The organism is Thauera sp. ZXT1-4, assembly GCF_052598215.2.
This window is the reverse complement of sequence record NZ_JBQWSN020000032.1, coordinates 1-22,112: the sequence shown is the minus strand read 5'-3', so window position 1 is coordinate 22,112 and position 22,112 is coordinate 1. Positions and strand designations below refer to the sequence as shown.

The window sequence follows — 22,112 nt, the reverse complement described above, 5'->3', positions numbered from 1 at the left end:
TTTGCCGGCTCTGAATAGTTCAGAGCCTCCAGAATTGCTATTGACATGAAAATATCTCCATCGCATCCTCTCGGTTCAGCGTCTTAGCAAACAGCGTAAGGAGTCTCCAATGTCTGGTTCCAGCGGCAGTTCTGGCGGTATCGGTTTCTCGAGCGGGGCGAGTAGCTGCGACTCCTTGGTGATCACGACGCAGCTAAATTCTCCGAAGCCTGCAGTGGTGGAGAGAATTGACGTCGGCGATGAGCTGGATGTGAGGACGATGCAGGTGGGGAGCACCACGACAGTCGTTGCGATGTTCGGCGGTGATTTGGCTGGCGGTATTGCTTCGCCAGACCTCCAGAGACTTCGAGAGTGCATCGCTGACGGCACGCACTACGTCGCAACGGTGATCGGGAAGAGTGACGGCCAAGTGACTGTCCGGGTAGGCGCACGATGAGTGGCGAAGATGGCACTGGCGCCGACATCGCCGTCGTAGGGGGCGTGTACCGGGAGCGTTGCATGCGCCCAGCCTGGCGCGAGATTTACGGATCGGCGGGCAGGGCGGCTTCCGCAATGGCATCGATGGGGGTGTCGGTGTCGCTTCACTCGTATCTCGATCCGGCAGCTGCTGAGGTGCTTGCTTCGAGGGGTGCATTCGAAGGATTTCACGTCGCCAGAAACGAATCAGTTCAAGAAATCGCCTTCGACTACGACCATGGCCTTGCAACGCCGAGAATTCTGGGGCGAGGAGCCGTTGAGGCGCCCTTACGGGTGTCCGCTTCACGAGTGCTTCGTTTTGGAATGATGGACGGAGATGCAGTCGTTCATGGCCAAAAGGTGGTCTACGACCCCCAAGATGCTTACGCCCCTGAAGCCTTTCACGCAAATGGCTCGACGGCTGACGAACTCGCGCTTGTGCTGAACCAGCATGAGGCTGCCTTGTTAACAGGGGCAAGGGACGCTTCCGCAGAGTCGATGGCCGGTGATCTCATGCAGCAGCAGCGTGCAGCCGTCGTGGTGATCAAACGCGGTGCGATGGGTGCCCTGGTCCGTGATCAACACGGCGTGGGGACAGTTCCCGCCTACCAGTCGCAGAAGGTTTGGAAGATTGGCTCGGGAGATAACTTCGCGGCTCACTTTGCTTATCGGTGGCTGCACGAAGGACGAAGCGCTGAAGAGAGCGCGGACCTTGCCTCGCGTGCGACTGCCTATTACTGCCAGACCCGTGGGTTTGCGACCCCTGAGAAGCTGGCGTCCTTCGCTCTGAGCCCGATCGTTCCATCCGAGGCGTTTCTGCAGGGCCACCGCCCGAAGGTTTATCCTAAAAATCTCAGTTGGTGATGTGCAGCGTGCTCGAACCGCTGGCAGGCTATGGGTTTGCTGTTGATCGAGGGAGTCACCCGATGGGTGAGTCGAAATTGAAGCATTTGCAGCGTGAGGAAATGCTTTTGTCGTGTGCCGGGGTGCAGACGGCGGGCGGTCGCGTGCGGGTTCGTTGGGAGACCGACAGTGCGGCCACGCCGATGGGGCAACTGGCCTACTTCATTGAATTTCTGACACTGACCGGGTTGTGGTCGTGTTGGCAGGATCGCTGCCCGCTGTCGTACTCGAGCCCGAACGCACCGACCAAGGCCGATGTGCTCGGCACCTGGCTGCTGTCGATTCTGTCTGGGCACCGGCGCTACTCGCACGTCACGACGATCCGCTGCGATGGGGTCAATCCGGGGCTGCTGGGGATGAACAAGGTGATCAGCGAGGACGCGCTGCGCCGGGCGCTGGTGGCGATTCCCGAAGACAAAGGGGTGAGCTGGCTCGACGGCCACCTGCGCGAGAGCACCGCGCCCTTGCTCGATGTGCCCTGGATTCTGGACATCGACACGACGATCAAGCCGCTGTACGGCAAGCAGGAGGGGGCGGTCGTGTCGTACAACCCGAAGAAGCCGGGGCGGCCTTCGCACAGTTACCACACCTACCTGATGGCCGGGCTGCGCCTGGTGATGGGGGTTGAGGTCAAGGCGGGCAACGAGCACTCGGGCAGTCACACCTTGCCCGGCTTGCTCAGGATCCTCGATGAGCTGCCCGCCCATCACCGGCCGAAGATCGTGCGCGGCGATTGCGGTTTCGGCTCGGACGGCATCATGCGTGAGCTCGAGACGCGCGCGCAGCCCTACCTGTTCAAGCTGCGCCTGTCGAAGAACGTCAAGCGCCACATCGAGCGCCTGTTCCGGGTCTCGGGCTGGTGTGATGCCGGTCAGGGCTGGGAAGGGATCGACAGCACGCTGGCACTCACCGGATGGGAAGACACGCGTCGCGTGGTCGTGCTGCGCCGCCCCCTGCGGGGCGAAATGCTCGTCGCCCAGGAGGACAACGGTCAGCAACTGCTGGGCTTCATTGAGGCCGACCGCAAGGGCGGAAAGCGCATCACCGGCTACGAGTACGCTGTGCTGGTCACCAACCTGGACCACGAAATCCTCTCGCTCGGCCAGCTCTACCGTGACCGGGCCGACGCGGAGAACGCCTTCGACGAACTCAAGAACCAGTGGGGCTGGGGCGGCTTCACCACGCACGATCTGCATCGCTGCCAACTGTCGGCGCGCGCGGTGGCCCTGATCTACAACTGGTGGAGCCTGTTTGTGCGCCTGGCCAACCCGGAAGCCCGGCTCGAAGCCATGACCAGCCGACCCTGGTTGATGTCCTCGGTCGGCCGACGCACCGAGCATGCGGGCCAGACCACGATCACGCTGACCGGGCAGCACGCCTATTTCGACAAGGCCCGCCAAGTGCTCATGCGCGTGTCCAGCCAGCTTCAAACCTGGATGAGCGAAGCTGCGGAGCAGTTCAACGCCCCATCGGTCTGGCTGCGCTGTTGCGACCATCTCAAGCGCACCATCGCGGCCATCGGACCACCGGCACCCCTTCGTTTGCTGATTCAGCATGCAAACCGGGTGGGGTAACTGAGGTTTTTAGGTTTATCTGGCAGGTCCGTTTTTCAGTCTGGCTCAGCTATGGCTGATCGAGCAGGCCAGAAGCGACTTGTTGGCCGCAGGGTTGAAGGTGTTCTCGCCTTACCATGACGTCGGACACGGAAGCGCCGAGGATGTCGTTCCCCTTGATCTCGAGGGGATCAACGATGCCGATTTGATCTTCGCAGTCGGCGATGGAATGGATCCAGGCACGGTCTATGAGATCGGTTACGCGCGGGCGAAAGGCAAGCCTGTCGTCGTCTACTGTGAGAACGAGTCCGACGAGAACAAGAAAATGATGGGCGGCTCGGACTGCCTGCTCTGCGATGACTACGTGAGTTCGATCTATCAGACGCTCTGGACGGCTTGCAGGCTATGAGATCAGCCTTGCTCCTGTCGGGCGGCATGGACTCGCTCTCGATCGCCTGGTGGAAAAGGCCCGAGATCGGGATAACGATCGACTATGGCCAGTTGGCTGCCCAAGCCGAAATCACCGCGTCGCAGTTGATCTGTAGACGACTGGGGATTGAGCACCATGTCGTGCGGATCGACTGCCGTTCGCTGGGTTCCGGCGACATGGCAGGCGCCGATGCCGACTGCCATGCTCCAGCAAGTGATTGGTGGCCGTACCGGAACCAGATCCTGATTACGTTCGCAGCGGCGAGATCGCTGTCACTTGGCGTGGGGAGGCTCATGATCGGCACGGTCAAATCGGACTCAGCCCACCGCGACGGCACCTCGGACTTTGTCCAAGCGATGAACGCCCTGGTTGCGCTGCAGGAAGGAGGTATACGGGTCGAAGCGCCAGCCATCCACCTCGGCACTGTGGAACTCGTTCGCGAAGCGGGTGTGCCCCGTGAACTCCTCGCTTGGGCACATAGTTGCCATAAGGCGAATGTTGCTTGTGCCAATTGCCGTGGCTGCAACAAGTACTTCGAGGTACTCAATGAGCTTGATGGACGGCTGGGTTGATCTGGGAAGCCCCCGACCGCGAGAGACTCCACAGCGCTACGCGCCCTTGACGTGGCCGCTAGGAGCCCGTATCGCCCTGCCCGTCCCTGTGTTTCCCTCTGGATCGAGTCGTTCATGTCCAGAGCTATTGCTACAGAGGCGCACAAAGCGCGTGTTCTCGCGACTAAGCTTGGAGATGTTGAGCAAACTGACCTGGCTGACCTGCCAGGTGCAAGGGACAGGAGGCGATGAGCTTGGATTTACTTTGTCGCATCGTCCCTGCCCGTCTGCCGGAGCCATTCATCCCATTCACCTGCTGGTGATCGATCCGCAGGCCGGCCGGTGGCTCAGGTATGACGCAGTGAGTCACGCCTTGGACGAGGTGATTACCCAACTCGAGCCAAGCGGGGTATTGGCCGAGATGCACAGTGTCCTGCCGGCAACATCCGCAACGCTTCTCATCTTGGCCGCAGAGCCAGGCAAGACCGCTGCAAAATACGAAGCTGCGGAAAGTCTTGTCTGGCGCGATGCAGGGGTATTGCTGGGTTTTCTTGCGGTCGCCGCGGAGGCTCTAGGCTTGAACTACTGTCCTTTGGGCGTAACGGGCGAGCCCTGGGTGGGACGGCTACTCGATCAGTCTGGCTTGGCGGGGGTCGGAGCGGCCTTTGTGGGGGCGCCGCCGGACTAGCGGAAGGTCAGATACAGGCGCCATGGCTGTCTCACTTAGGCCCACCCCGTTTCGACTCCCACCCATGAGCTGAGTGATCGTCCGTGGAGAGGACATCATTTCGTGCCACATCACAGCATCTAGCTCGGACGCGCGGACGCCGATTGCCTTGGAGAACCGCAGGAAGCGTTCTTCCAGCTCAAGATAGTTCCGCTCGACACTCATATCCTCGTCGAAGAAGCGTGCGAGTGCTCCGGCACGGAGGATGTGAATATCGAGGATGGCGACGTCGTCGGCGTCGAGCCAGTTGCGCGCGACCCACGAGGCGGTTTTGAACCCGACGCCTGGCAGCTGAATGAGCCAATCGCGCAGAGCCCGCCCGCTTGTCAGCGGCGGCTGCTCGACTGAAAGGCGCGCAAGGGCGGCACTCAGGTACCGGGCCTTTTGCCGCGCGAAGCGATATCGAATGTGTCGGCCATCGATATCGAGTGGCTCCGATAGCAGTTCCCCGATCTGTGCTTCGGTGGGCGTTCCCTGAAGGGCGCCGCACGATCTCAGCTTCTGGAAAGCGGCGACGCCGACCGCCGCTGGGATGCCATGGCCACCAAGTAGGCAAGCTGCTACCTCTTCGGCAAGGGTGCTTCCCAAACGATACCGAATTGGGGTGCCGCAGATCCGCCGCGCGATCACCTGGTATGTCCAGTACGCGGGTGTAGGGAAGGCTTCGACCGCGCCCCATGGCACGCCAGGTAGTGTCTCGGCATCGGGCGGGGGAAGATCGACCTTGATGACCGCTGCGCCTGTGAATACCGCGGCAGTTTGCATCATGATGTGCATGCCCTTTCGTTGTAGCGGGTGTTAAGCACCTGCAAGACGTGCTCACGCTCGACAGGATCCATCCGGCCGAAGCGCTCAAACAGCCTTTGGTGCCGTCGTTTGACAGCTTGGCGCTCGCGGAACGTCTCGCCCAAGAACGACGCATCGTGTAATTGCGTGGGCTCCGAAAAGTTCATCCAGACACATTCCTGGCGAAGCCCTCTTTGTGTATTGGCAGAGAACGACACTCTTCGCCACCCTCGAAGTCGTTCTTCGTAGAGGGCACTCTCGTAGCCCGAGATCATCACCATGCATGGAAGCGCAGCGAGTACATCCAGAAGGCGGAAGTGATCGGCGTCCGAGTACTCGTATCGGTAGATCTTCGTCCGACGGCGCGTGGCTGCCACGTAGGGTGGATCTGCGTAGACCAGCTCGTTTCCACGGAACGCGTACTGTTCCAGGAAAGTGACCGCATCTGCCTGAACCACCTTGCACCCCATCGGGGTGCTCTGCGACCACGCTGAAACAACACGCTCGTCAGCGTCGATGCCGATCGTGGTTTTGGCCGGTCGCTTGTTCCTCAACACGGCGCCGCTACCGAGGTGAGTCTCGATGTAGGTTTCATGGGGTGGCATCAGGTTGATCAGCCGCTGATAGCTCTTGCCTTTTCCGCCGGGGTAGCTCATGTCGTGAATCATCGTCGGTTCTGACGATGATTGCAAGCGGGTCTGATCGGGATGACGGGCAAACCATCTCGTACGGCTGTGGCGAAGAAGGCGTGTGTCTCTGTTTCCGCGACAGGCTACTGGTCTCTAGCCTCACCAGGCAGCGCAGTTGCAAGAGGCTTGCGTTCGCCAGCACAACCTGAACCGGACGAGGAAGCGTATCTGTCCCGCCACCTAGAGGCGGAGATTCGATTAAACTCTTTTGCCATAATTGTGTTGCATGCTTTGCCTGTGAATCGCGCAGGATCTTTCGCCCTTGACCGACAAGGGACTTGCACTATGCCCAGATCGGATCGGAACCCGTAAACAAGAGAATCACGACGAGCATGCGCGCCGACCTGCACCCATCAAGCCAGCCTGAGTGCTCCTCCGGTGCGACCCCCGCACTGATCGAAGCACTTCGGCAGCGTGGCCTCATCACCGATGAGGGCGTCGAGCGTGTGCAGGCCGCTGCGTTGGCACACGGGGTCGCGTTCTCGATTGCGGCGACGCGACTGGGCGTTGTCGCCGAACGTGAGATGGCACAGGTCTTTGCCGGTGTCCTGGACATCCCCTTGCTCGCGCGCGCTGAGTATCCGCGGCCGGCACGGCTTCCAGCCCGTCTCAATCTGGCGTTCCTGCGGAGGCACCGAGTGTGTCCCGTCGGAGAGTCTGAGACGCGCATCCGACTTGCGATGGCCAACCCACAGGACGATATCGCGATTGCCGGTGTCCGTTTTGCCATCGGTAAGGACGTGGAGCCGTTAGCTGCTCTCGAATCGGAAATCGACGAGTATCTGCTGGCCGCATTGGGTGACGAGGCGTCGAATAGTGGGGGCGAGCCTGGACAGGGCAAGCCGCTGCGAACGGGCGACGATATCGACAAACTGTCGGATCATGAGTCGGATGCCCCGGCTATACGCACGGCACACAGGCTGCTCACCCAAGCCATGGACTCCGGCGCTTCGGACGTCCATCTCGAACCGACTTCCGACTCGCTCGTCGTGCGTTACCGGATAGACGGCGCCCTCCAGGAAGTGGAGGTGTTGTCGAACCGCTGGGCTCAAGCCGTGATCTCGAGGTTGAAGCTCATGGCGCGGCTGGACATCGCTGAAAGACGGCTCCCGCAGGATGGCCGGATACGGTTTACGACACGAGGAGTCAGTCTGGACCTGCGCGTTGCCACCTTTCCGACGCTCCACGGCGAATCGATGGTGCTGCGCCTGCTGGGACAGCATTCAGTGTCGCCCGAGCTCGAGAGCCTGGGGCTCGATCCCCATGGCCTACAACTCTTGCGTGCGGCGCTGGATCGCCCCCACGGCATCGTATTGATTACCGGCCCGACGGGCAGCGGTAAGACGACGACCCTTTATGCGGCTTTAAATGCGATCAGGAGCCCGGAACGCAAGATCGTCACGGTCGAGGATCCCGTCGAATACACGCTCCCCGGGGTGTCGCAGTTGCAGGTCAAACCCGAGATTGGATTGACTTACGGGGCGGCCCTTCGATCCGTACTCCGCAATGATCCTGATGTGATCATGATCGGGGAGATCCGCGATCAGGAAACCGCAGACATCGCGATCCGCTCCGCTCTTACAGGACACTTGGTCCTCGCTACCCTGCACACGAACACGGCGGCCGGGGCAATCACGCGGCTGCTCGACCTTGGTGTCGAGGATTACCTTTTGGCATCAACGTTGGTGTTTGCGGGTGCCCAGCGTCTGGTTCGCCAGCTTTGCGCAACCTGCCGCTCTACACGCGAGCCAACGCAGGATGAACAACATGCGCTGATTTCGGCGCTTGGCCACAAGACTGAGTCAATCAAACTGCCGCGGGCAGTCGGATGCCCGACCTGCCGCGGACGAGGTTACTCGGGCCGCCTACCAATCTTCGAAGCCCTGCCGATCGGACCTGAGGAGCAGGCGGCAATCCGACAGCCGCACGCCGAGGAGGCTTTGCTCGGGCTGATCAAGCAAAAGAATCGCCCGACCTTGTGGTCTCATGGCCTGAACAGAGTGGTCCATGCGGAGACCACGCTGGAGGAAGTGCTTGGTGTCGTCGAGGAGCTCGGCCGGTGACGAAATTCACGGTGAAGGCGCTCACACCCGAGGGCTCATCCCGAGTATTCACTCGTGACGCAGAAGACGAGCGCCAACTCGCCATTCAACTTATCGGCGAGAATATGACGCCGATCCGGATCACCGCACAAGACGGCGGTCTGAACGATCTGCTGAGTCGACCCGTGATCTTGAGTCGGCGGGTTCCTGTTCGTGACGTTGCGCTCTTTTGTGAGCAAATCGGTGCAATGGTGGGGGCGGGACTTAGCATCGAGCAGGCGCTGCAGGTTGTATCGCGGCAAAGGGGAAGCCGGCCCTCCGCAACAATGGGTAGGCGCCTGTTGCCCCGTATCCAGGCGGGAAGCCCCATGTCCGATGCGTTGGAGGCTGAGGCCGGAATGCCTCGATATCTGCCGCCGATGATCAGGGCTGCGGAAGGCGGGGGGCGATTGGCAGAGGGCCTAGAGACCGCGGGCCGTTACCTCCAGCGGCAGGCCAGTACCCAAACCGAGATCACAAACGCCCTTACCTACCCGACGATCGTGCTGGCCACCGTGCTGGTTGCACTGCTGGTTGTGCTCACCGTGGTTATTCCGGGGTTTGAGCCGATCTTCGCGGGCGAAGAGCATCGTCTGCCAGGTATGACCCGCGCCGTGCTCTGGCTTTCGAATCTGGCTGTACACCATGCGATGGCGTCGCTGCTCTGGATCGGCGCGGTGGTGTTCGCCGGATTCCTGTTGCAGCGAAGATCGGAACGCTTCGCCGGCTGGATTGCTGCTGCGATCAGGCGACTTCCTCCTGTCCAACTCATGGACCAGCTGAATGTCTCTCGCGTCCTCAGCGTACTCGGGATGCTCTTCCAGAGCGGCGTTGAGGCTTCCGAGGCGGTTTTACTGGCTGCACAGGCAGCGGGATCAAGGCGCCTTCGGGATGCGTTGGAAGGTGCGTCGAGGCGACTGCGAGAAGGCGGTTCGATCGGCACGACACTCGAGACCATCCGAGTCATCCCGGATGAAACGTGTGCTCTCATCGAGGTTGGCGAGCACACCGGGGAGCTCGGCAAGACGACCCTGCGCGCCGCTCAACTTCTCGAGAGAGATACCTCCGAGCAGATCGAGCGCATGCTCGCACTTGTCAATCCGCTGGCGATCGCATTTCTTGGCGTCGTTGTCGGCCTTGTCGTTGCCGGTGTCATGCTCGGAATACTCAGTATCAATCAACTTGCATTGAGATCATGACGAAGCCCATCCACTTTTCCGTTCGGTCAGCCCCAGGAGCGTGTCGTGGCTTCACCTTGCTCGAGCTCCTCGTCGTGCTGGTGGTCATGGGGCTGTTGACGGCAGTCGTCACGCCCCAGGTGATGAACATGTTCTCTGGCGCCAAATCGGATACGGCAGCCCTTCAGGTAGAAACCATCACGACCGCACTGAATTACTACCGGATTGATACGGGCAGTTACCCCGACATGGAGCATGGACTGCGATCCCTTTGGGAAGCCCCGCAAGGGGTCAGCAAGTGGCGTGGCCCGTATGTCCGAAAGCAACAGCATCTGATTGATCCGTGGGGACGCCCCTATCGCTACAGAATCCCCGGCAAGCACGGCGCGGTGGACGTTTTCTCGTTCGGGGCAGACGACAAGGAAGGCGGCAGTGGCGAAGACTCCGATATCGGCAATTGGGACAAGCAATGAGCGTGGCTTGACCTTGCTCGAACTCTTGGTAGTCATTGTGCTGATTGGTCTGCTCGCGACCGTTGGTGCTCAAGCGATACCTGGTGATGGGCGACGGCTGCAGCGCGCGACAGATCATGTTGAGCATCAACTGAGAATGGCGCGTCTGCGCGCCCTGAAGACGGGCAGCAGCGTAAACATCCCCTGCAACGAGCTGACTGCACCTCGACAGGCAGCATCCGCTCGATTAAACGAAGACTCGGCCGTCCCTGGGTCTTGCATCGGATCGAAAGGGCCCGCAGTCGGCGTCACTTTCTTTGCGGACGGATCGTCCAGCGGGGAGGTGATTGAACTTGCAGTGGGTAAGGGGCGCGTTCGCATTCACATCAATCCTCTGACAGGCACCTCGACTCTTGACTAGCGTCACGCGTGCGCAGGCGGGCTTCAGCCTGCTCGAGATATTGGTCGCACTCGCTGTGGCCGCCCTGCTCTTCGGGACACTGCTCCCCACGATGGTGACGAATCTCGATCGAACACACGCTGACGCCTCGCGTTCAGCGGCTCTCCGGGTGGCGCAAAGTCAGATCGAGATCCACACGGTGATTGCTCACGAAATGGACGGTCGCTTCGAGGGGCGAGGCGGGTCATTTGCGTGGGTGGCAACAATCGATCAAGCGGAAACCGGTGCCGGTGCGCAAGGCGCTGCAAGCCCCTTTGTGCTGCGCCGTGTGCGCGTTGACGTCTTCGAGGAGCGAACCCAGCCGATCGTGTCACTCGAGGTCTACCGTGTCGGAGTGGTTCGATGAAGGCTCCCCGAATTCGCACGGCGGAAGCAGGCTTCACCCTATTGGAGCTACTGATCGCCATGGTTATTGGCGGCGGTCTCATCTATCTGATCTCCGACGTCTTGACGCTGGTTCAGCGTGGGACTGAACGGTCCCGTGAGGTTGCCAATCAGCTGTTGATCGACCAACGCGCCATTGCCCTCGTGAGGGATGCGATCGCGAACCTTGTGCCGCCGGTCGACGCTGATGAGCGGTACAAAATTGTTGCGACGGAATCCCGCTTCGAGTTCGCCACCTCTCCGGTCGACGCCCAATCTCAGTGGGGTTCCATCAACGCAAGGATCGTGATCGAGGCGCCCGTCGATGGAAAAGTCGCGATCACGTATGAACACGGGGGAGGGCAGGTTGGCAAACTACACGCAAGCCCCCGCGCGCGGGTTGTCCTTTTCAAGGATCTGACAAGCGCCTCTCTTCAATATCTTTACCGCTCGGACCTAGGTGTCCGAGGCGAGCCATCAACGCCTGGACAGCCCCCCGAGTTGGTCACGCTGATTTGGGCAGGCGATGAGAATCCAAAGCTGATTCAATCGATATCCATTCGGCCCAGGCTCAACGCTGGAGCGAACTGCCAGCTAGAAGTTCAAAGTGCCCGTTGTCGCTAGCCAGTAGGCCAGATTGTCCCGGGATTATGTAGCAACCGCACAAGGAGCCTGCTCCGCGCATCAGCGCCTGATCGACCGCCAGTTCGAGAGTGACTGCACGATGTCACCGTACCATCTCGGTGGCCTCTGAAACCCCTTCAGCATCAGGTTATACCGGATCGCCTTGTCCTTCCAGGCCTCCGTGAGGCGCTGCTCCAGATCCTCCACCAACCAGAGACCGCACATGAGCACCAGATGACGCGTGTCGCGCCGGAGGTCCTCGATGCCGATCCTACCTTCCGGCAGCAGGGGTACTTCCGCGTGTCCGAGCGTGGTCGCCAGGTGTCGCAGCAGCAAACCATTGTTCGATTTCGAACAGATCATGCCGCAGAGATGGTGCAGGACTCTGAAGAAGCCGAGGTCGAACCGATGGGCCGTATTCGCTGCTGGCATGATGGATCGCAGCATGGCCCCGGAGAACGCTTGGAGTGACTCGGTGGGGAATGTCTCCGGATGGCATGGGACCTCGCGGAGGTCGGCGCCGCACGTGGCACAGGCATGCATGGGACGGGCGTCCGCCAGTTCACGTCCGAAATCACCCCGATGCGGAGTAACGGGGCTATGACAGGTCGGGCATTCATCGTAGAGCGCGCACTGGTGCTCGGGGCAGTACGTGTAGAGCGCGAGGCGCCACGTCTTCCTGAAGTAAGGAATGGGATCGCCCGCCAGACATGCGGGGCAGAACTGCAGGCTGGAGGCTGTTCTTCGCATGCCGTGGCCTTTGATCGGCAAGACCCAGCTCAACCGACCGCTGGTCCGGCGCCTGGGGTACAGCCGTCCTCGATAGGTCACCAAGGTCGCATGGAACGCGTCCCAATAGTTGCATCCCGTGTGCGTGCAAAGGGTGCGAAGCAACCATGGAGGTGCGGAGCGATCGATATCCCGGTTCCAGGGCGATCTCTCGTTTCCGAACAACTGCCAGGACAAGGTCTGCAGCTTGATCGCGTTGGCGTGGGCGATCCGCACGATCCAGGACGACAGCAGTTCGTCCGGAAAGGGGTGGGGGTGCGCCGGCCACAAGTGGTCACGTGGCATGTCACTCCCTCGGCTCCTTGCGGCGCTCGGAAGGTGGCACCCAGTCGATACTGTCGAGGATTCGCTTATCGATTCGCTCCTGTCCACGTTCAACCGCTGTAACAGCCGCATTCACGAGCAAACGGGAAATCTCGCCCAGGTATCCTTCGCTCATCGAGTAGATCTTGTCGGCTAGCGAGCCTTCGATCAGCACGGACGGGTAACGCAAGGGGAGGACGCGCTCAAAGGTGGCGAGCAGGCGCAGAAAGTCGTCGTCATTGCCCCAGCGCGGCAACAGGGCGTGATCGAATCGGTTGGAGAGCTGAGGATCGGTCTGGATGGCCCGGAAGGCGTCCCGCGTACCGACCCCGACGATGGGGACTTCGAGCTCGTTGCCGAGATACTTGATCACGTTCAGAAACGCCTTCTGCTTCGCCATCGATCCGGCAAGTATGTGGTGAATCTCGTCGATGATCAGCATCTTCAAGCCCACTTCCCGCAGCAGCTTGATCGCCTGGAACTGCTTTCGGTCGGCGCGATCGCCCGGTTTGTACGTTGCAAACAAGCGCTCCAGGATCGCGTTATAGAACCGCCCTTCATCTGGAACTGGAGGTGCCTGTACGAACAGAACCGGCACCACAGCGGCTTCTCCCGAGGGGTTGTCATTTGGCTTGTGCTGCCCGCAGAAGCGCTTAACCAGCATGGTCTTGCCATTGTTGGTGTCGCCCACGATGAGCAGGTTCGGCATCCGGTGTGATGCCGGGTAGCTCAGCAGCGTTTCGAGCTGCTTGAGCACCTTCTGGGCGCGTGGGTAGCCGATCCAGCGCGGCGAGCGGATGTAGGCGATCCGTTCCTGATCGGTGCGCGCAAGGTATTCGGCAGCCTTCTGTAGGAGATGGGAGGCGTCGTCACCCATCTCGGTCCCCCGAGTCCGCCATGTCGTCGACCTCCTCGAACGGCACGATGGAGACCTTGGGCTGGGATGGTGCCACGGATTGCGGAATGACTTGAGGAGCCGTCGATGCCGGAAGGTGCTCGCGTGCGTTCGAAAGCCCCAGGCGACGGCGCTGTTGGTTGCGTCGCATCTTCTTGGTGAGCTTCTGGGCACTTTGCTCGATGGACTGCATCTTGTCGTAGGCGGAGAAGATGAGGTTTTCGTCGACGGTAACCTTGGGTTGCTCTTCCAGGGCACGCCTCTTCGCTTCTCTCAGCTCCCAGATGCTGATTGCGGGGTGCGAGGTGTTTCGGTAAGGGATCGCGTAGTACTGTTCGACTTCGGGATCGTAGAACCAAATCGTGCTGATGTCGCGGGGATCCCGGCGGCACAGGAACAGCCGCTTGTTCTTCGGGTTATCTGGATCGGTGGAGTTGATCCAGCGGCGCAGCACATCGTGTTGGTACTCGATATGGTCCCAGATGATGCCGTAGTGCTGCACCGTCCGGGTTTCGTAGGGCATGAGATCGAGCTTGAGACGCAGTTCGTCGGTGATCCGAGGGGGAACGCCAATGCCGGGCTCCTTCTTGGTGCCCAAAACGCCCTCTTGCCACTTGGCGATCGGTGGCATGCCCAGCTCGGAGTGCATACGCTGGTGATAGATCTCGACGCACAAGATCGTGAACCACTTTTCGAACTCCGCCAGGCTCATGACCGCGCGGGCATCCGAGTCATACTCGCCTCGCTGGCGGGGGTTGGAGAAGGTGGTGCCAGGGGCGGAATGGATCTCGTCATTCAGCGTACCCAGCAGCCGCTCGATGTGCGCTCCGTAATGGGGTGTGGCCACAGGGCGCCACTCCAGATCGATGCCGTATTCCTTGCAGGCCATTCTCATCATGTTCCCGCGGAATTCCTTGGCGTTGTCCGCGTGGATGGTGCGCGGGACGCCCCAGCACGGCCAGGCGGTCTCGATTCCCTGCTTCGCGAGCCACTTCTCTTTCGGCAAAAAAGCCTGCGTGAGACACAAGCCTAGCGAGAGATTGCCCGGCGGGTCGAATGAGATGTAGAACCCGAGCACCATGCGCGAGAACACGTCGATCAGCAGCGTGAGCCATGGGCGTCCGATCGGTAGGCGGTGGATGTCGTCAACGAGGATGATGTCGACGAGGGTGTGGTCAACCTGGACTACGGACAGGGGCTTGTCCGCGCCGGGGAACGGCCCCTTGATCGGTGCGTAGCCGTCCCGGGCCGCCTTGCTGCCCTCGCGAGCCTTGGTCTTCTTGAAGGCATCGAGTGCCTTGATTCGCTGGCGAACGGTGTTTCCATGAGGCGCTTTCAGTCCCGCTTTGGCGCATAGCTTCTCGATCTCGCGGATCACCTTCGAAGGTTTCCGTTTTTGGGGAGTGAGGTAGAAGGATTCGATCGTGTCGTTGACAATCTTATCGACCTCGGGCGCAAGCTTCGCTTGCCCCTTGTCCCGGCGCGTTTTGCGCAGGAAAACGGAGACTTTCCCGGTTGTCTCGAACAGCTTGAGCCATCGGTAAAGGGTGACGAAATGAAGACCCAATTCTTCCGCGCGGAGGTGAACGTACTGAGTGGAACGCTGCGAGTTATCCAGCAAGGGTTTGATGCACTCGAACTTGCGTTCGGCGTCCTGCTGCTGCTGCTCATCACGAGCGTGGATATCCGATTGCGTCGCCTCAGGCAGGGCCTCGACGGAACTGAGATCGTCGATTGGCGCTTGAAGCAGCTTGCCCGACTCGTGCTCACGCAGAACCACTGTCCTGAAGTCCTGCGACTCCTGCTGGATGGTGTGGCGCCGCCCCCGGTAGAAGACCTCCGTGCCGTAATCCAGGACAACAGGCGGGAGCACGTTCTTGCTCACGATATGCTCCAGATTGGAGACTGCATGGTGATTTCGGCTTCCAGATCGATACCGATCTGGTGGCGTGCGACAAGATGCCAGAGGGCTGGGACATATTCGGCTTGGCGCCACACGCTCGAGCTCAGCGCCTGTAGAACTGCGGCTGGCGTGCTCCTGCGTTCCGCAGCTATCGCAGCCAGAACCGTTTCGATATCTTCCTGCGGAATGTTCCGGCGCCCGAAGGGCGCGAGGAAGCGGATGTTGGTGAGCCGTTGTGTTCGCACCTCGACTTCCGTGATCAGTCGGAATCGCCAACCGTGTTGCTTGGCGTAACGAACACCCCGCCTGAAGTTGGGGTGCAGTGTCGCCCAGTCCTTCGCGAGATCGGCGCGGTACTTGACTTCGCACAACCATGGTCGCCGCTGCAGTTCCGGAACGAACTCAACCAGGACGTCAGGTGTGTAGCGACGTGCGCCCTTCTTTGTCCCGTCCGACCACTCAATGCGCACTGGCTGGACTTCGTAGCGCGCGACGTCGGGGGAAAAATCGAGCAGTGCCAGGAAGTCCCGTTCAAGAGTAGACTCGAACTCCGCCGGTCCTACGGCCTTACTCGATGCGGCAATGCCGGTCACGTTGCGAAAGTTCTTTGGAATTTTCCGTACTGGCATTTCAAGGAGGTTGCAGAGATGTGTGTAATTCTGAATTTCGTTGCACTTACCTATGTCTTTTTTAGCTCGTATCAATGTAAAAGCAAGCCCTTTCATGGGCTATTTTTGCAAAAAGCGCTGTAATTGATAGTGTGATCATGGCCGAGAGCCGTATCGGGGTCGTTCCCGCTTTGATCCTTGCCGCCGGCATCGGTTTTGCGGGGATGCAGGTGGCGGAGGGGGTCGAGCGCTTCCGGATGGCCGATCGTACCCTCACCGTGAAGGGGCTTGCCGAACGCGACGTGAAGAGCGACTTCGCCGTGTGGGCCCTTCCGTTCCGTCGCGCGGAGAACGACTTCGGTCGTGTGCAGCAGGCGCTCACCGCCGATCGCGAGCGGGTGATCGCATTTCTGCGCGAGCAGGGTTTCAACGATGAAGAGATCGAGGTGCGCCCCGTGCAGGTGCAGGATCTGCTGGCGCGCGAGTATGGCTCGGATCGTGTGGCCTTACGCTTCACCGGACAGGGCCAGGTGGTGGTGAAATCGGCCCGCGTCGATCTCGTGGCTGCGGCGTCGAATCGTGTCGATCCACTCGTCGAGGCGGGCGTCCAGCTCGGTGGCGACAGCGGTGACGGCACGCCGCGCTATCAGCTGCGCGGCTTCAACGACATCAAGCCGATCCTGCTCGAAGAGGCGACCCTGAGTGCGCGCGAGCTGGCCAGCAAGTTCGCTGCCGATGCGGGCGCACGTCTGGGTTCCTTGCGTAGCGCGAATCAGGGCGCGATCCGCATCACTGACGATGATGATTCCGACATGGATACTTCGCGCACGATCGGCAAACGCCTGCGCGTGGTCAGCACCTTCCAGTTCAACCTCGAGTAAGCCGCCCTGCAGAACGTGCGCTCAGGGGCAGCCCTTGCAGCCCTCGGTCTGCGCATTCAGGAAGATCGCCTGATCGATGTTCGCCCCGCTCAGGTCGGCGTTGGTGAGCTGAGCCCGGGTGAAGTTGGCGCCTTGCAGGTTGGCGCCGGCGAAGGAGGCGCCCGACAGCTTGGCGGCGCGCAGATTTGCGCGCTGAAGGTCGGCCGCGTCGAAGCGCGCTCCCTCGGCGCGCGCATTGGTCAGGTTGGCGCCGCCGAGTTGAGCGGCGCCGAAATTCGCGCCGTGCAGGTCCGCATTCTGCAGGATCGCGTTGCGCAGATTCGCCCCCTGCAGGCTGGCTTCGCCCAGTCGGGCACCGCGCAGGTTGGTGCGCAGCATCGAGGCTTCGTCGAAGTGTGCGCCGCTCAGTTCCGCCTGGGAGAAGTTCGCTTCGTCCAGCGTTGCACTGCGCAGGTTGGCGCCGGACAAGTCCGAACGGGTGAACTGGGAATTGGCCAGGTTCACGCCCGCCAGCTCTGCTCCGTTCAGGTTCATGTTGGTGCACAGCGTGCCGCGGCGGATGTCGCAGCCGCCTATGCTGCCCGCGCGCTGCGCATCGGCGAACAGCGGCAGGCCGAGCAAGGTTGCGGCGGACAGTGTGGCGAGCAGCTTCGGACGGGGCATGGGCATGAGGGATTCCGCTCGTGTTCAGTCGAGGTCCGACAGGTTTGGATCAGGCAGGTTCGGCGAGCAACTTTTCGATCAGCGCGTGGAGTGCATCGAGCTTGGGTTCGCCGAGGATCTTCTGCACGATCTCGCCACGCCTGTTGACGATGAAGCTGGTCGGGGTCAGGCGCACACCGTCGAAGCCGCGCGCGATGCTGCCGTCGCGGTCGAGCACGAAGGTGAAGGGAAGATCGTTGCGCTCGACGAAAGTGGCGACCTGAGCGGGCGGGTCGTAGTCCATCGCGACCGCCACGGTCTGGTAGCCGCGCGCCTCGAACTTCTCCTGTGTCGCCTTCAGTGCCGGCATCTCCTTGATGCAACTGGTGCAGGTGGTGGCCCAGAAATTCACCAGCACCACTTTGCCGCGCAGGTCCGCGGTACGGAACGTCTGCCCCTCGAGCGTGGGGAATGCGACATCGGGCGCTGCGGGCTTCTGCTGGAACACGAAGAAACCCGCGGCAACAAGGGCGATGACCGCGAGGGCGGCAATGATCTTCAGCTTCATGATGAAATCCGGTCGAGTCGGTTGCGGGGCACAAGCGCCCGTCAGGCGCAGCCGATTGTGCGTGAGCCTCCCCGGCTTGTCACCTTTGGCGGGCCGCGCCGTTCCGCATAGGAAGGCGTCCTGCAAGCTCCGACAGGGGGGATCGCGAAAGGTGCCGGACGACCGGGGGCGCCTGGCCTGCGCACCCGGCTGCTGGCGGCACCGGGCGAAGACGCTCCTTCGCGCGCGGGCCTGTGCTTGGGCGATGCGCTAGAATTGAAGCCCGCCACCCGCCCGGGTGGCTTCGTTTTTTCAGTGCCGTCACGATGTCCGCCCTCCTCAACGCGCCCCAGCGCGAAGCGATCCGCTATCTCGACGGCCCCTGCCTGGTGCTGGCCGGCGCCGGCAGCGGCAAGACGCGGGTGATCACGCACAAGATCGCGTACCTGATCAACGAGTGCGGCATCAGCCCGGCCAACATCGCCGCCATCACCTTCACCAACAAGGCGGCCAAGGAGATGCAGGAGCGCGTCGCTCACATCATGGGCGGGCGCGCGCCGGGCGGGCTCACGGTGTGCACCTTCCACGCGCTGGGGGTGCGCATCATCCGCCAGGAGGCCAAGCACTGCGGCTTGAAGCCGCAGTTCTCCATCCTCGATTCCTCCGATACCGTGCAGATCGTCTCGGACGTCGCCGGCGACAGCGACAAGGGCATCGCCAAGCAGATGCAGTGGCAGATCTCGTCATGGAAGAACGCGATGATCACCCCCGAGGAGGCCGCGCAGCTCGCCGACAACGAGATCGCCTCGGTCGCTGCCAAGCTCTACAAGGAATACGAGCGCACCCTGCGCGCCTACCAGGCGGTGGATTTCGACGACCTCATCTCGCTGCCGGTGCGCCTGTTCGACGAGCACCCCGAGGTGCGCGAGCGCTGGCAGAACAAGCTGCGCTACCTGCTGGTGGACGAATACCAGGACACCAACCGCGCCCAGTACCGGCTGCTCAAGCTGCTGTCCGGCGTACGCGGCGCCTTCACCGCGGTGGGCGACGACGACCAGGCGATCTACGCCTGGCGCGGTGCCGACGTCGAGAACCTGAAGCTGCTGCAGCAGGACTACCCCAAGCTCAAGGTCATCAAGCTCGAGCAGAACTACCGCTCCTCGCGCCGCATCCTCGAAGCCGCCAACACCGTCATCGCCAACAACGAGAAGCTCTTCGACAAACGCCTGTGGTCCGAGCATGGCCAGGGCGAGCAGATCGTCGTCACCAACTGCCGCGACGCCGAGCACGAGGCCGAGTGGGTGGCGACCAAGATCGCCGCGCACAAGTTCGAGCATCGCACCCGCTTCAAGGACTACGCCATCCTCTACCGCGGCAACCACCAGGCCCGCCTCATCGAACAGCAACTGCGCAACCACCGCATCCCCTACGTGATGTCGGGCGGGCAGAGCTTCTTCGACAAGGCCGAGATCCGCGACCTGATCGCCTGGCTGCGCCTGCTGGTCAATGAAGACGACGACCTCGCCTTCATCCGCGCCATCACCACCCCGCGCCGCGGCATCGGCGCCGCCACCATCGAGGCGCTCGGCGCCTACGCCGGGCTCCGCCACACCAGCCTGTTCACCGCGGTGTTCGAGGAAGGCCTCACCCAGCACCTCAACGCCAAGCAGCTGCAGGGCGTGCAGGAGTTCGCCGCCTACATCAACCGCCTGCAGTACCGCGCCCCGCGCGAGCCCGCCGCGCAGCTGCTGGAAGACCTGCTCGGCGCGATCCGCTACGAGGCCTGGCTGTTCGAGCACTGTGACACGCGCGAGGCCGAATCCAAGTGGAGCAACGTGCGCGACTTCGTCGGCTGGCTCGGCCGCAAGGGCGAGGAGGACGGCAAGAACCTGCTCGAGCTCACCCAAACCATCGCGCTGATGTCCATGCTCGACAAGGAAGACCCCGACTTCGACGGCGTGCAGATGGCGACCCTGCACGCCTCCAAGGGGCTGGAGTTTCCGCACGTGTTCCTGGTCGGCGTCGAGGAGGGCCTGCTGCCGCACCAGAGCAGTGTCGACGAGGACAAGGTCGACGAGGAGCGCCGGCTGATGTACGTCGGCATCACCCGCGCCCAGCGCAGCCTCAACCTCACCTGGTGCGAGCGGCGCAAGTCGGGCAAGGAGTTCCGCCCCTGCGAGCCGAGCCGCTTCATCGCCGAGATGGGCGGCGACATCCGCATGAACGACCGCAAGACCGCGCAGCCGGTGACGAAGGAAGAAGGCAAGGCGCGGCTGGCGAACCTGATGGCGATGTTCGAGAACCGCGACAAGGGCTGATCCGCGTGGCTTCGCGCACGCGGAGCACGTGACGGCAGCGTGTGCGGCGAGCGCGCACGAAAAAGGCAGCCCGCAGGCTGCCTCGTCCGTCGCCGCGCATTCGCAGCGGGGTTACTGCTCGACCGGCGGCTCGGTGTAGCCGGCACCGGCCAGGTTGGCCAGATAGGCCACGGCACGTGCCACCTCGGTATCGGTCAGATCGCTACCGCCGCCACGCGGGGGCATCGCACCCTTGCCCGCGATGGCCGACGCCGTCAGTGCGTCATAGCCAAGTGCCAGGCGGGGCGCCCACTCGCCCGCATCACCCGTCTTCGGTGCACCCACGGCGCCCGAGTCGTGACAGCCTGCGCAGATGGACTTGACGATCTGCTCACCGGTACGCGAGCCGGGCGCGTACCGTGACGACCTTGAGCTCCACGCGCGCGACCGGCTGGATCAGCGATGCGGTCAGCTCCGGATCGATCTTGCCTTGATCCCCACAGCCAGCCACCAAGGCTGCGGTGATGATCGCGACGGCGGGCAGAGCGAAGCGGGTGGTGCGCAGTGTGCGTTGGTTCGACATGCTTGGATCCTTTGACGAGGAGTGACGCAAGACTGAATCTAAAGTGCGAATTATAGCCACGTAACAACCATTGTGGCATCGTGTCATGGACTTTGTCCTCGAACACCGCTATCCTTCCCCGCCTTGTTCGGAGTTTCGCCGGACAGCTTGGCGCCCGTAGCTCAGCTGGATAGAGTACTGCCCTCCGAAGGCAGGGGTCGGACGTTCGAATCGTCTCGGGCGCGCCAAAGAATTCAATGGGTTAGGTCTTAAGGGGCCTAGCCCATTTTCTTTTTGGCCCACGCTTGGCCCGTTTTTGGCCCATCCTTGGCCCTCGTCCTGGCGGGCCATCACTTGGAGCCAGCGGTTTCGACCCTTGCTTCCCTGGCCCGGTATCACCGCCCAATTGACCGCTACTTCTGGGCATCGCCTACGCCGTCGTCGTCGGCAGGCTTCAAGTTGGGTAGATGCTCGGCAAGCTGCTCAAGCCGGCATGCGAAGTAGTCGCACAGCTTGTCCAGGTTATCCGTCACGGTGCTGTAGCCCGGGTGGTTGGCGATTTTCGACAGGGTCATCCGGTTGATACCCGTCTGGGCCGCGACCTCCGTCATCGTGATCACGCGACGTTCCCGAAACTCCTTTTCTGCGATGAGCTCCTTGAGTCGGAACCTGATCATGTGAGCACCTGAGCCTGTTTTCTAACGGGTGATGAAAAATATTATCGCCTGATGTTGACATCCTGCAAAGATGTGATTAAATTTGTTATCAGGTGATCTTAAATGTAGATCGCTGATAACCGATCAGATCAAGGAGGCTGTGATGTCGCTGACCTATCTAACCACCGACGAGCTCGCGGGGCTCATCAAGTACGACCCGCGGACGATCCGTGAGCGGCTGAAGGATTCGGTGCTCATCGAAGGAACACACTACATCCGCCCCTTCGGCGGCAGGAAGATCCTCTACATCTGGGAGCATATCGAGCGCGATATGGGGCTCACCTCGAGTGTCTCCAGCTTCGCAATCCCGATGGCAAATGGCGGGGTGTGTCATGGGTAGCATTCGCAAGCATAGCCAAACGGGGTTTCTTTTCTTCGACTTCCGTTATCAGGGTGTGCGCTGCCGCGAGTACACCGCGCTCCCTGAGACCGCTCCGAACAAAAAGAAGCTTGAGAAGGTTTTGAGCGCGATCGAGGCCGACATCGCCGCCGGAACCTTCGACTACCGCCGCTTCTTCCCCGGCAGCAAGAACGCCGCGAAGTTCGATCCAGCCCCTGGAGGGATGGTCGGGTCGGCAACCGCTGCTGTGGTTGCGTTGCCGTCGGCGGCAGCCAGCGTCGCGAGCACACCGCGCTTCAAGGACTTCGCCGAGACCTGGTTCGCCGAGAAAGAGGTGGAGTGGCGTCGCTCGTACCGCACGACGATCCGCCGGGAG

General features: G+C 61.6%; 25 protein-coding genes, 1 tRNA gene and 1 pseudogene. 17 read left to right on the top strand and 10 right to left on the bottom strand.

What is annotated here, in order from left to right; genetic code table 11:
* The first annotated feature begins 109 nt into the window (after nucleotides 1–109).
* From ACUH78_RS16735 to ACUH78_RS16710, 6 genes are all read left to right on the top strand, one after another.
* A complete protein-coding gene (locus ACUH78_RS16735; RefSeq protein ID WP_445334085.1) occupies nucleotides 110–436 on the top strand; it encodes a hypothetical protein in 327 nt (108 codons plus the stop codon).
* 62 nt (nucleotides 437–498) lie between these two features.
* A complete protein-coding gene (locus ACUH78_RS16730; RefSeq protein WP_445334084.1) occupies nucleotides 499–1,320 on the top strand; it encodes a carbohydrate kinase family protein in 822 nt (273 codons plus the stop codon).
* 62 nt (nucleotides 1,321–1,382) lie between these two features.
* Entirely contained in the window at nucleotides 1,383–2,933 is a 1,551-nt protein-coding gene (locus tag ACUH78_RS16725; RefSeq protein ID WP_445334083.1) for a transposase, read from the top strand.
* A gap of 19 nt (nucleotides 2,934–2,952) precedes the next feature.
* Complete coding sequence (locus tag ACUH78_RS16720; protein WP_445334090.1) at nucleotides 2,953–3,321, top strand: nucleoside 2-deoxyribosyltransferase; 369 nt, start codon at nucleotides 2,953–2,955, stop codon at nucleotides 3,319–3,321.
* Between the two features lie 8 nt (nucleotides 3,322–3,329).
* Nucleotides 3,330–3,914, top strand: a complete 585-nt coding sequence (locus ACUH78_RS16715) for a 7-cyano-7-deazaguanine synthase (RefSeq protein ID WP_445334082.1) — start codon at nucleotides 3,330–3,332, stop codon at nucleotides 3,912–3,914.
* On the top strand, nucleotides 3,838–4,581 hold the full coding sequence (locus tag ACUH78_RS16710) for a nitroreductase family protein (RefSeq protein WP_445334081.1): 744 nt from the start codon (nucleotides 3,838–3,840) through the stop codon (nucleotides 4,579–4,581). Before ACUH78_RS16715 ends, ACUH78_RS16710 begins: the two co-directional genes overlap by 77 nt.
* Here ACUH78_RS16710 and ACUH78_RS16705 read toward each other — a convergent pair.
* Together ACUH78_RS16705 and ACUH78_RS16700 are read right to left on the bottom strand one after the other, a co-directional pair.
* Nucleotides 4,519–5,397, bottom strand: a complete 879-nt coding sequence (locus ACUH78_RS16705; RefSeq protein WP_445334080.1) for an 8-oxoguanine DNA glycosylase — start codon at nucleotides 5,395–5,397, stop codon at nucleotides 4,519–4,521. The genes ACUH78_RS16710 and ACUH78_RS16705 overlap by 63 nt on opposite strands.
* The gene (locus ACUH78_RS16700; RefSeq protein WP_445334079.1) at nucleotides 5,385–6,062 is read right to left on the bottom strand and encodes a DNA adenine methylase; all 678 of its coding nucleotides are present in this window, start codon (nucleotides 6,060–6,062) and stop codon (nucleotides 5,385–5,387) included. The genes ACUH78_RS16705 and ACUH78_RS16700 overlap by 13 nt, the downstream gene beginning before the upstream one ends.
* 365 nt (nucleotides 6,063–6,427) lie before the next feature.
* On the opposite strand from ACUH78_RS16700, the gene ACUH78_RS16695 reads away from it, so the two are divergent.
* The 6 genes from ACUH78_RS16695 to ACUH78_RS16670 are packed head-to-tail and all read left to right on the top strand — an operon-like array spanning nucleotide 6,428 to nucleotide 11,253.
* Nucleotides 6,428–8,158: a GspE/PulE family protein gene (locus tag ACUH78_RS16695; protein ID WP_445334078.1), complete on the top strand. Its 1,731-nt coding sequence runs from the start codon at nucleotides 6,428–6,430 to the stop codon at nucleotides 8,156–8,158.
* The gene (locus ACUH78_RS16690; protein WP_445334077.1) at nucleotides 8,155–9,375 is read left to right on the top strand and encodes a type II secretion system F family protein; all 1,221 of its coding nucleotides are present in this window, start codon (nucleotides 8,155–8,157) and stop codon (nucleotides 9,373–9,375) included. Before ACUH78_RS16695 ends, ACUH78_RS16690 begins: the two co-directional genes overlap by 4 nt.
* Nucleotides 9,372–9,827, top strand: a complete 456-nt coding sequence (gene gspG / locus ACUH78_RS16685; protein ID WP_445334076.1) for a type II secretion system major pseudopilin GspG — start codon at nucleotides 9,372–9,374, stop codon at nucleotides 9,825–9,827. The genes ACUH78_RS16690 and gspG overlap by 4 nt, the downstream gene beginning before the upstream one ends.
* Complete coding sequence (locus ACUH78_RS16680) at nucleotides 9,787–10,227, top strand: prepilin-type N-terminal cleavage/methylation domain-containing protein (RefSeq protein ID WP_445334075.1); 441 nt, start codon at nucleotides 9,787–9,789, stop codon at nucleotides 10,225–10,227. The genes gspG and ACUH78_RS16680 overlap by 41 nt, the downstream gene beginning before the upstream one ends.
* Nucleotides 10,220–10,612: a prepilin-type N-terminal cleavage/methylation domain-containing protein gene (locus ACUH78_RS16675; RefSeq protein ID WP_445334074.1), complete on the top strand. Its 393-nt coding sequence runs from the start codon at nucleotides 10,220–10,222 to the stop codon at nucleotides 10,610–10,612. The genes ACUH78_RS16680 and ACUH78_RS16675 overlap by 8 nt, the downstream gene beginning before the upstream one ends.
* Nucleotides 10,609–11,253 carry a PulJ/GspJ family protein gene (locus ACUH78_RS16670; protein WP_445334073.1) on the top strand — a complete coding sequence of 215 codons (645 nt, stop codon included), beginning with the start codon at nucleotides 10,609–10,611 and terminating at the stop codon, nucleotides 11,251–11,253. Before ACUH78_RS16675 ends, ACUH78_RS16670 begins: the two co-directional genes overlap by 4 nt.
* A 60-nt stretch (nucleotides 11,254–11,313) precedes the next feature.
* Here ACUH78_RS16670 and ACUH78_RS16665 read toward each other — a convergent pair whose 3' ends face one another.
* Genes ACUH78_RS16665 through ACUH78_RS16650 form a run of 4 tightly spaced genes read right to left on the bottom strand, consistent with a single transcriptional unit; the run spans nucleotide 11,314 to nucleotide 15,868 of the window.
* A complete protein-coding gene (locus tag ACUH78_RS16665; protein ID WP_445334072.1) occupies nucleotides 11,314–12,327 on the bottom strand; it encodes a TniQ family protein in 1,014 nt (337 codons plus the stop codon).
* Nucleotide 12,328: 1 nt separating this feature from the next.
* Nucleotides 12,329–13,222, bottom strand: coding sequence for a TniB family NTP-binding protein (locus ACUH78_RS16660; RefSeq protein WP_445334071.1), 894 nt, complete (start codon nucleotides 13,220–13,222; stop codon nucleotides 12,329–12,331).
* Nucleotides 13,215–15,125, bottom strand: coding sequence for a TnsB C-terminal domain-containing protein (locus ACUH78_RS16655; RefSeq protein WP_324539637.1), 1,911 nt, complete (start codon nucleotides 15,123–15,125; stop codon nucleotides 13,215–13,217). The genes ACUH78_RS16660 and ACUH78_RS16655 overlap by 8 nt, the downstream gene beginning before the upstream one ends.
* Nucleotides 15,122–15,868, bottom strand: a complete 747-nt coding sequence (locus ACUH78_RS16650) for a TnsA endonuclease N-terminal domain-containing protein (protein WP_445334070.1) — start codon at nucleotides 15,866–15,868, stop codon at nucleotides 15,122–15,124. The genes ACUH78_RS16655 and ACUH78_RS16650 overlap by 4 nt, the downstream gene beginning before the upstream one ends.
* A gap of 41 nt (nucleotides 15,869–15,909) precedes the next feature.
* On the opposite strand from ACUH78_RS16650, the gene ACUH78_RS16645 reads away from it, so the two are divergent.
* The gene (locus ACUH78_RS16645; RefSeq protein WP_445334069.1) at nucleotides 15,910–16,632 is read left to right on the top strand and encodes an SIMPL domain-containing protein; all 723 of its coding nucleotides are present in this window, start codon (nucleotides 15,910–15,912) and stop codon (nucleotides 16,630–16,632) included.
* A 21-nt stretch (nucleotides 16,633–16,653) separates the two neighbouring features.
* Here ACUH78_RS16645 and ACUH78_RS16640 read toward each other — a convergent pair whose 3' ends face one another.
* Nucleotides 16,654–17,301, bottom strand: a complete 648-nt coding sequence (locus ACUH78_RS16640) for a pentapeptide repeat-containing protein (RefSeq protein ID WP_445334068.1) — start codon at nucleotides 17,299–17,301, stop codon at nucleotides 16,654–16,656.
* Nucleotides 17,302–17,344: 43 nt separating this feature from the next.
* On the bottom strand, nucleotides 17,345–17,842 hold the full coding sequence (locus tag ACUH78_RS16635; RefSeq protein WP_445334067.1) for a TlpA disulfide reductase family protein: 498 nt from the start codon (nucleotides 17,840–17,842) through the stop codon (nucleotides 17,345–17,347).
* A 305-nt stretch (nucleotides 17,843–18,147) separates the two neighbouring features.
* Between ACUH78_RS16635 and ACUH78_RS16630 the strand changes: the two genes are divergently transcribed.
* Nucleotides 18,148–20,139, top strand: a complete 1,992-nt coding sequence (locus ACUH78_RS16630) for a UvrD-helicase domain-containing protein (RefSeq protein WP_445334066.1) — start codon at nucleotides 18,148–18,150, stop codon at nucleotides 20,137–20,139.
* 111 nt (nucleotides 20,140–20,250) lie between these two features.
* Here ACUH78_RS16630 and ACUH78_RS16625 read toward each other — a convergent pair.
* Nucleotides 20,251–20,701 (bottom strand): annotated as a pseudogene (locus tag ACUH78_RS16625) (c-type cytochrome).
* A 150-nt stretch (nucleotides 20,702–20,851) separates the two neighbouring features.
* On the opposite strand from ACUH78_RS16625, the gene ACUH78_RS16620 reads away from it, so the two are divergent.
* Nucleotides 20,852–20,928: transfer RNA gene (locus tag ACUH78_RS16620), tRNA-Arg, on the top strand.
* A gap of 165 nt (nucleotides 20,929–21,093) precedes the next feature.
* Here the strand turns inward: ACUH78_RS16620 and ACUH78_RS16615 are convergent.
* The gene (locus ACUH78_RS16615) at nucleotides 21,094–21,357 is read right to left on the bottom strand and encodes a helix-turn-helix domain-containing protein (protein WP_004261279.1); all 264 of its coding nucleotides are present in this window, start codon (nucleotides 21,355–21,357) and stop codon (nucleotides 21,094–21,096) included.
* A 142-nt stretch (nucleotides 21,358–21,499) separates the two neighbouring features.
* On the opposite strand from ACUH78_RS16615, the gene ACUH78_RS16610 reads away from it, so the two are divergent.
* The gene (locus tag ACUH78_RS16610) at nucleotides 21,500–21,736 is read left to right on the top strand and encodes a hypothetical protein (protein WP_020685467.1); all 237 of its coding nucleotides are present in this window, start codon (nucleotides 21,500–21,502) and stop codon (nucleotides 21,734–21,736) included.
* A partial coding sequence (locus ACUH78_RS16605) for an Arm DNA-binding domain-containing protein (protein WP_445334065.1) occupies nucleotides 21,729–22,112 on the top strand: 384 nt, incomplete at its 3' end. The genes ACUH78_RS16610 and ACUH78_RS16605, both read left to right, overlap by 8 nt.

What these genes read in the sequence shown, in the direction of transcription:
- ACUH78_RS16735 (WP_445334085.1), top strand. Translation starts at nt 110, where the DNA reads ATGTCTGGTTCCAGCGGCAGTTCTGGCGGTATCGGTTTCTCGAGCGGG.
- ACUH78_RS16730 (WP_445334084.1), top strand. Translation starts at nt 499, where the DNA reads ATGCGCCCAGCCTGGCGCGAGATTTACGGATCGGCGGGCAGGGCGGCT.
- ACUH78_RS16725 (WP_445334083.1), top strand. Translation starts at nt 1,383, where the DNA reads ATGGGTGAGTCGAAATTGAAGCATTTGCAGCGTGAGGAAATGCTTTTG.
- ACUH78_RS16710 (WP_445334081.1), top strand. Translation starts at nt 3,838, where the DNA reads ATGTTGCTTGTGCCAATTGCCGTGGCTGCAACAAGTACTTCGAGGTAC.
- ACUH78_RS16705 (WP_445334080.1), bottom strand. Translation starts at nt 5,397, where the DNA reads ATGCACATCATGATGCAAACTGCCGCGGTATTCACAGGCGCAGCGGTC.
- ACUH78_RS16700 (WP_445334079.1), bottom strand. Translation starts at nt 6,062, where the DNA reads ATGAGCTACCCCGGCGGAAAAGGCAAGAGCTATCAGCGGCTGATCAAC.
- ACUH78_RS16695 (WP_445334078.1), top strand. Translation starts at nt 6,428, where the DNA reads ATGCGCGCCGACCTGCACCCATCAAGCCAGCCTGAGTGCTCCTCCGGT.
- gspG (WP_445334076.1), top strand. Translation starts at nt 9,372, where the DNA reads ATGACGAAGCCCATCCACTTTTCCGTTCGGTCAGCCCCAGGAGCGTGT.
- ACUH78_RS16670 (WP_445334073.1), top strand. Translation starts at nt 10,609, where the DNA reads ATGAAGGCTCCCCGAATTCGCACGGCGGAAGCAGGCTTCACCCTATTG.
- ACUH78_RS16665 (WP_445334072.1), bottom strand. Translation starts at nt 12,327, where the DNA reads ATGCCACGTGACCACTTGTGGCCGGCGCACCCCCACCCCTTTCCGGAC.
- ACUH78_RS16660 (WP_445334071.1), bottom strand. Translation starts at nt 13,222, where the DNA reads ATGGGTGACGACGCCTCCCATCTCCTACAGAAGGCTGCCGAATACCTT.
- ACUH78_RS16650 (WP_445334070.1), bottom strand. Translation starts at nt 15,868, where the DNA reads ATGAAAGGGCTTGCTTTTACATTGATACGAGCTAAAAAAGACATAGGT.
- ACUH78_RS16645 (WP_445334069.1), top strand. Translation starts at nt 15,910, where the DNA reads ATGGCCGAGAGCCGTATCGGGGTCGTTCCCGCTTTGATCCTTGCCGCC.
- ACUH78_RS16640 (WP_445334068.1), bottom strand. Translation starts at nt 17,301, where the DNA reads ATGCCCATGCCCCGTCCGAAGCTGCTCGCCACACTGTCCGCCGCAACC.
- ACUH78_RS16635 (WP_445334067.1), bottom strand. Translation starts at nt 17,842, where the DNA reads ATGAAGCTGAAGATCATTGCCGCCCTCGCGGTCATCGCCCTTGTTGCC.
- ACUH78_RS16630 (WP_445334066.1), top strand. Translation starts at nt 18,148, where the DNA reads ATGTCCGCCCTCCTCAACGCGCCCCAGCGCGAAGCGATCCGCTATCTC.
- ACUH78_RS16615 (WP_004261279.1), bottom strand. Translation starts at nt 21,357, where the DNA reads ATGATCAGGTTCCGACTCAAGGAGCTCATCGCAGAAAAGGAGTTTCGG.
- ACUH78_RS16610 (WP_020685467.1), top strand. Translation starts at nt 21,500, where the DNA reads ATGTCGCTGACCTATCTAACCACCGACGAGCTCGCGGGGCTCATCAAG.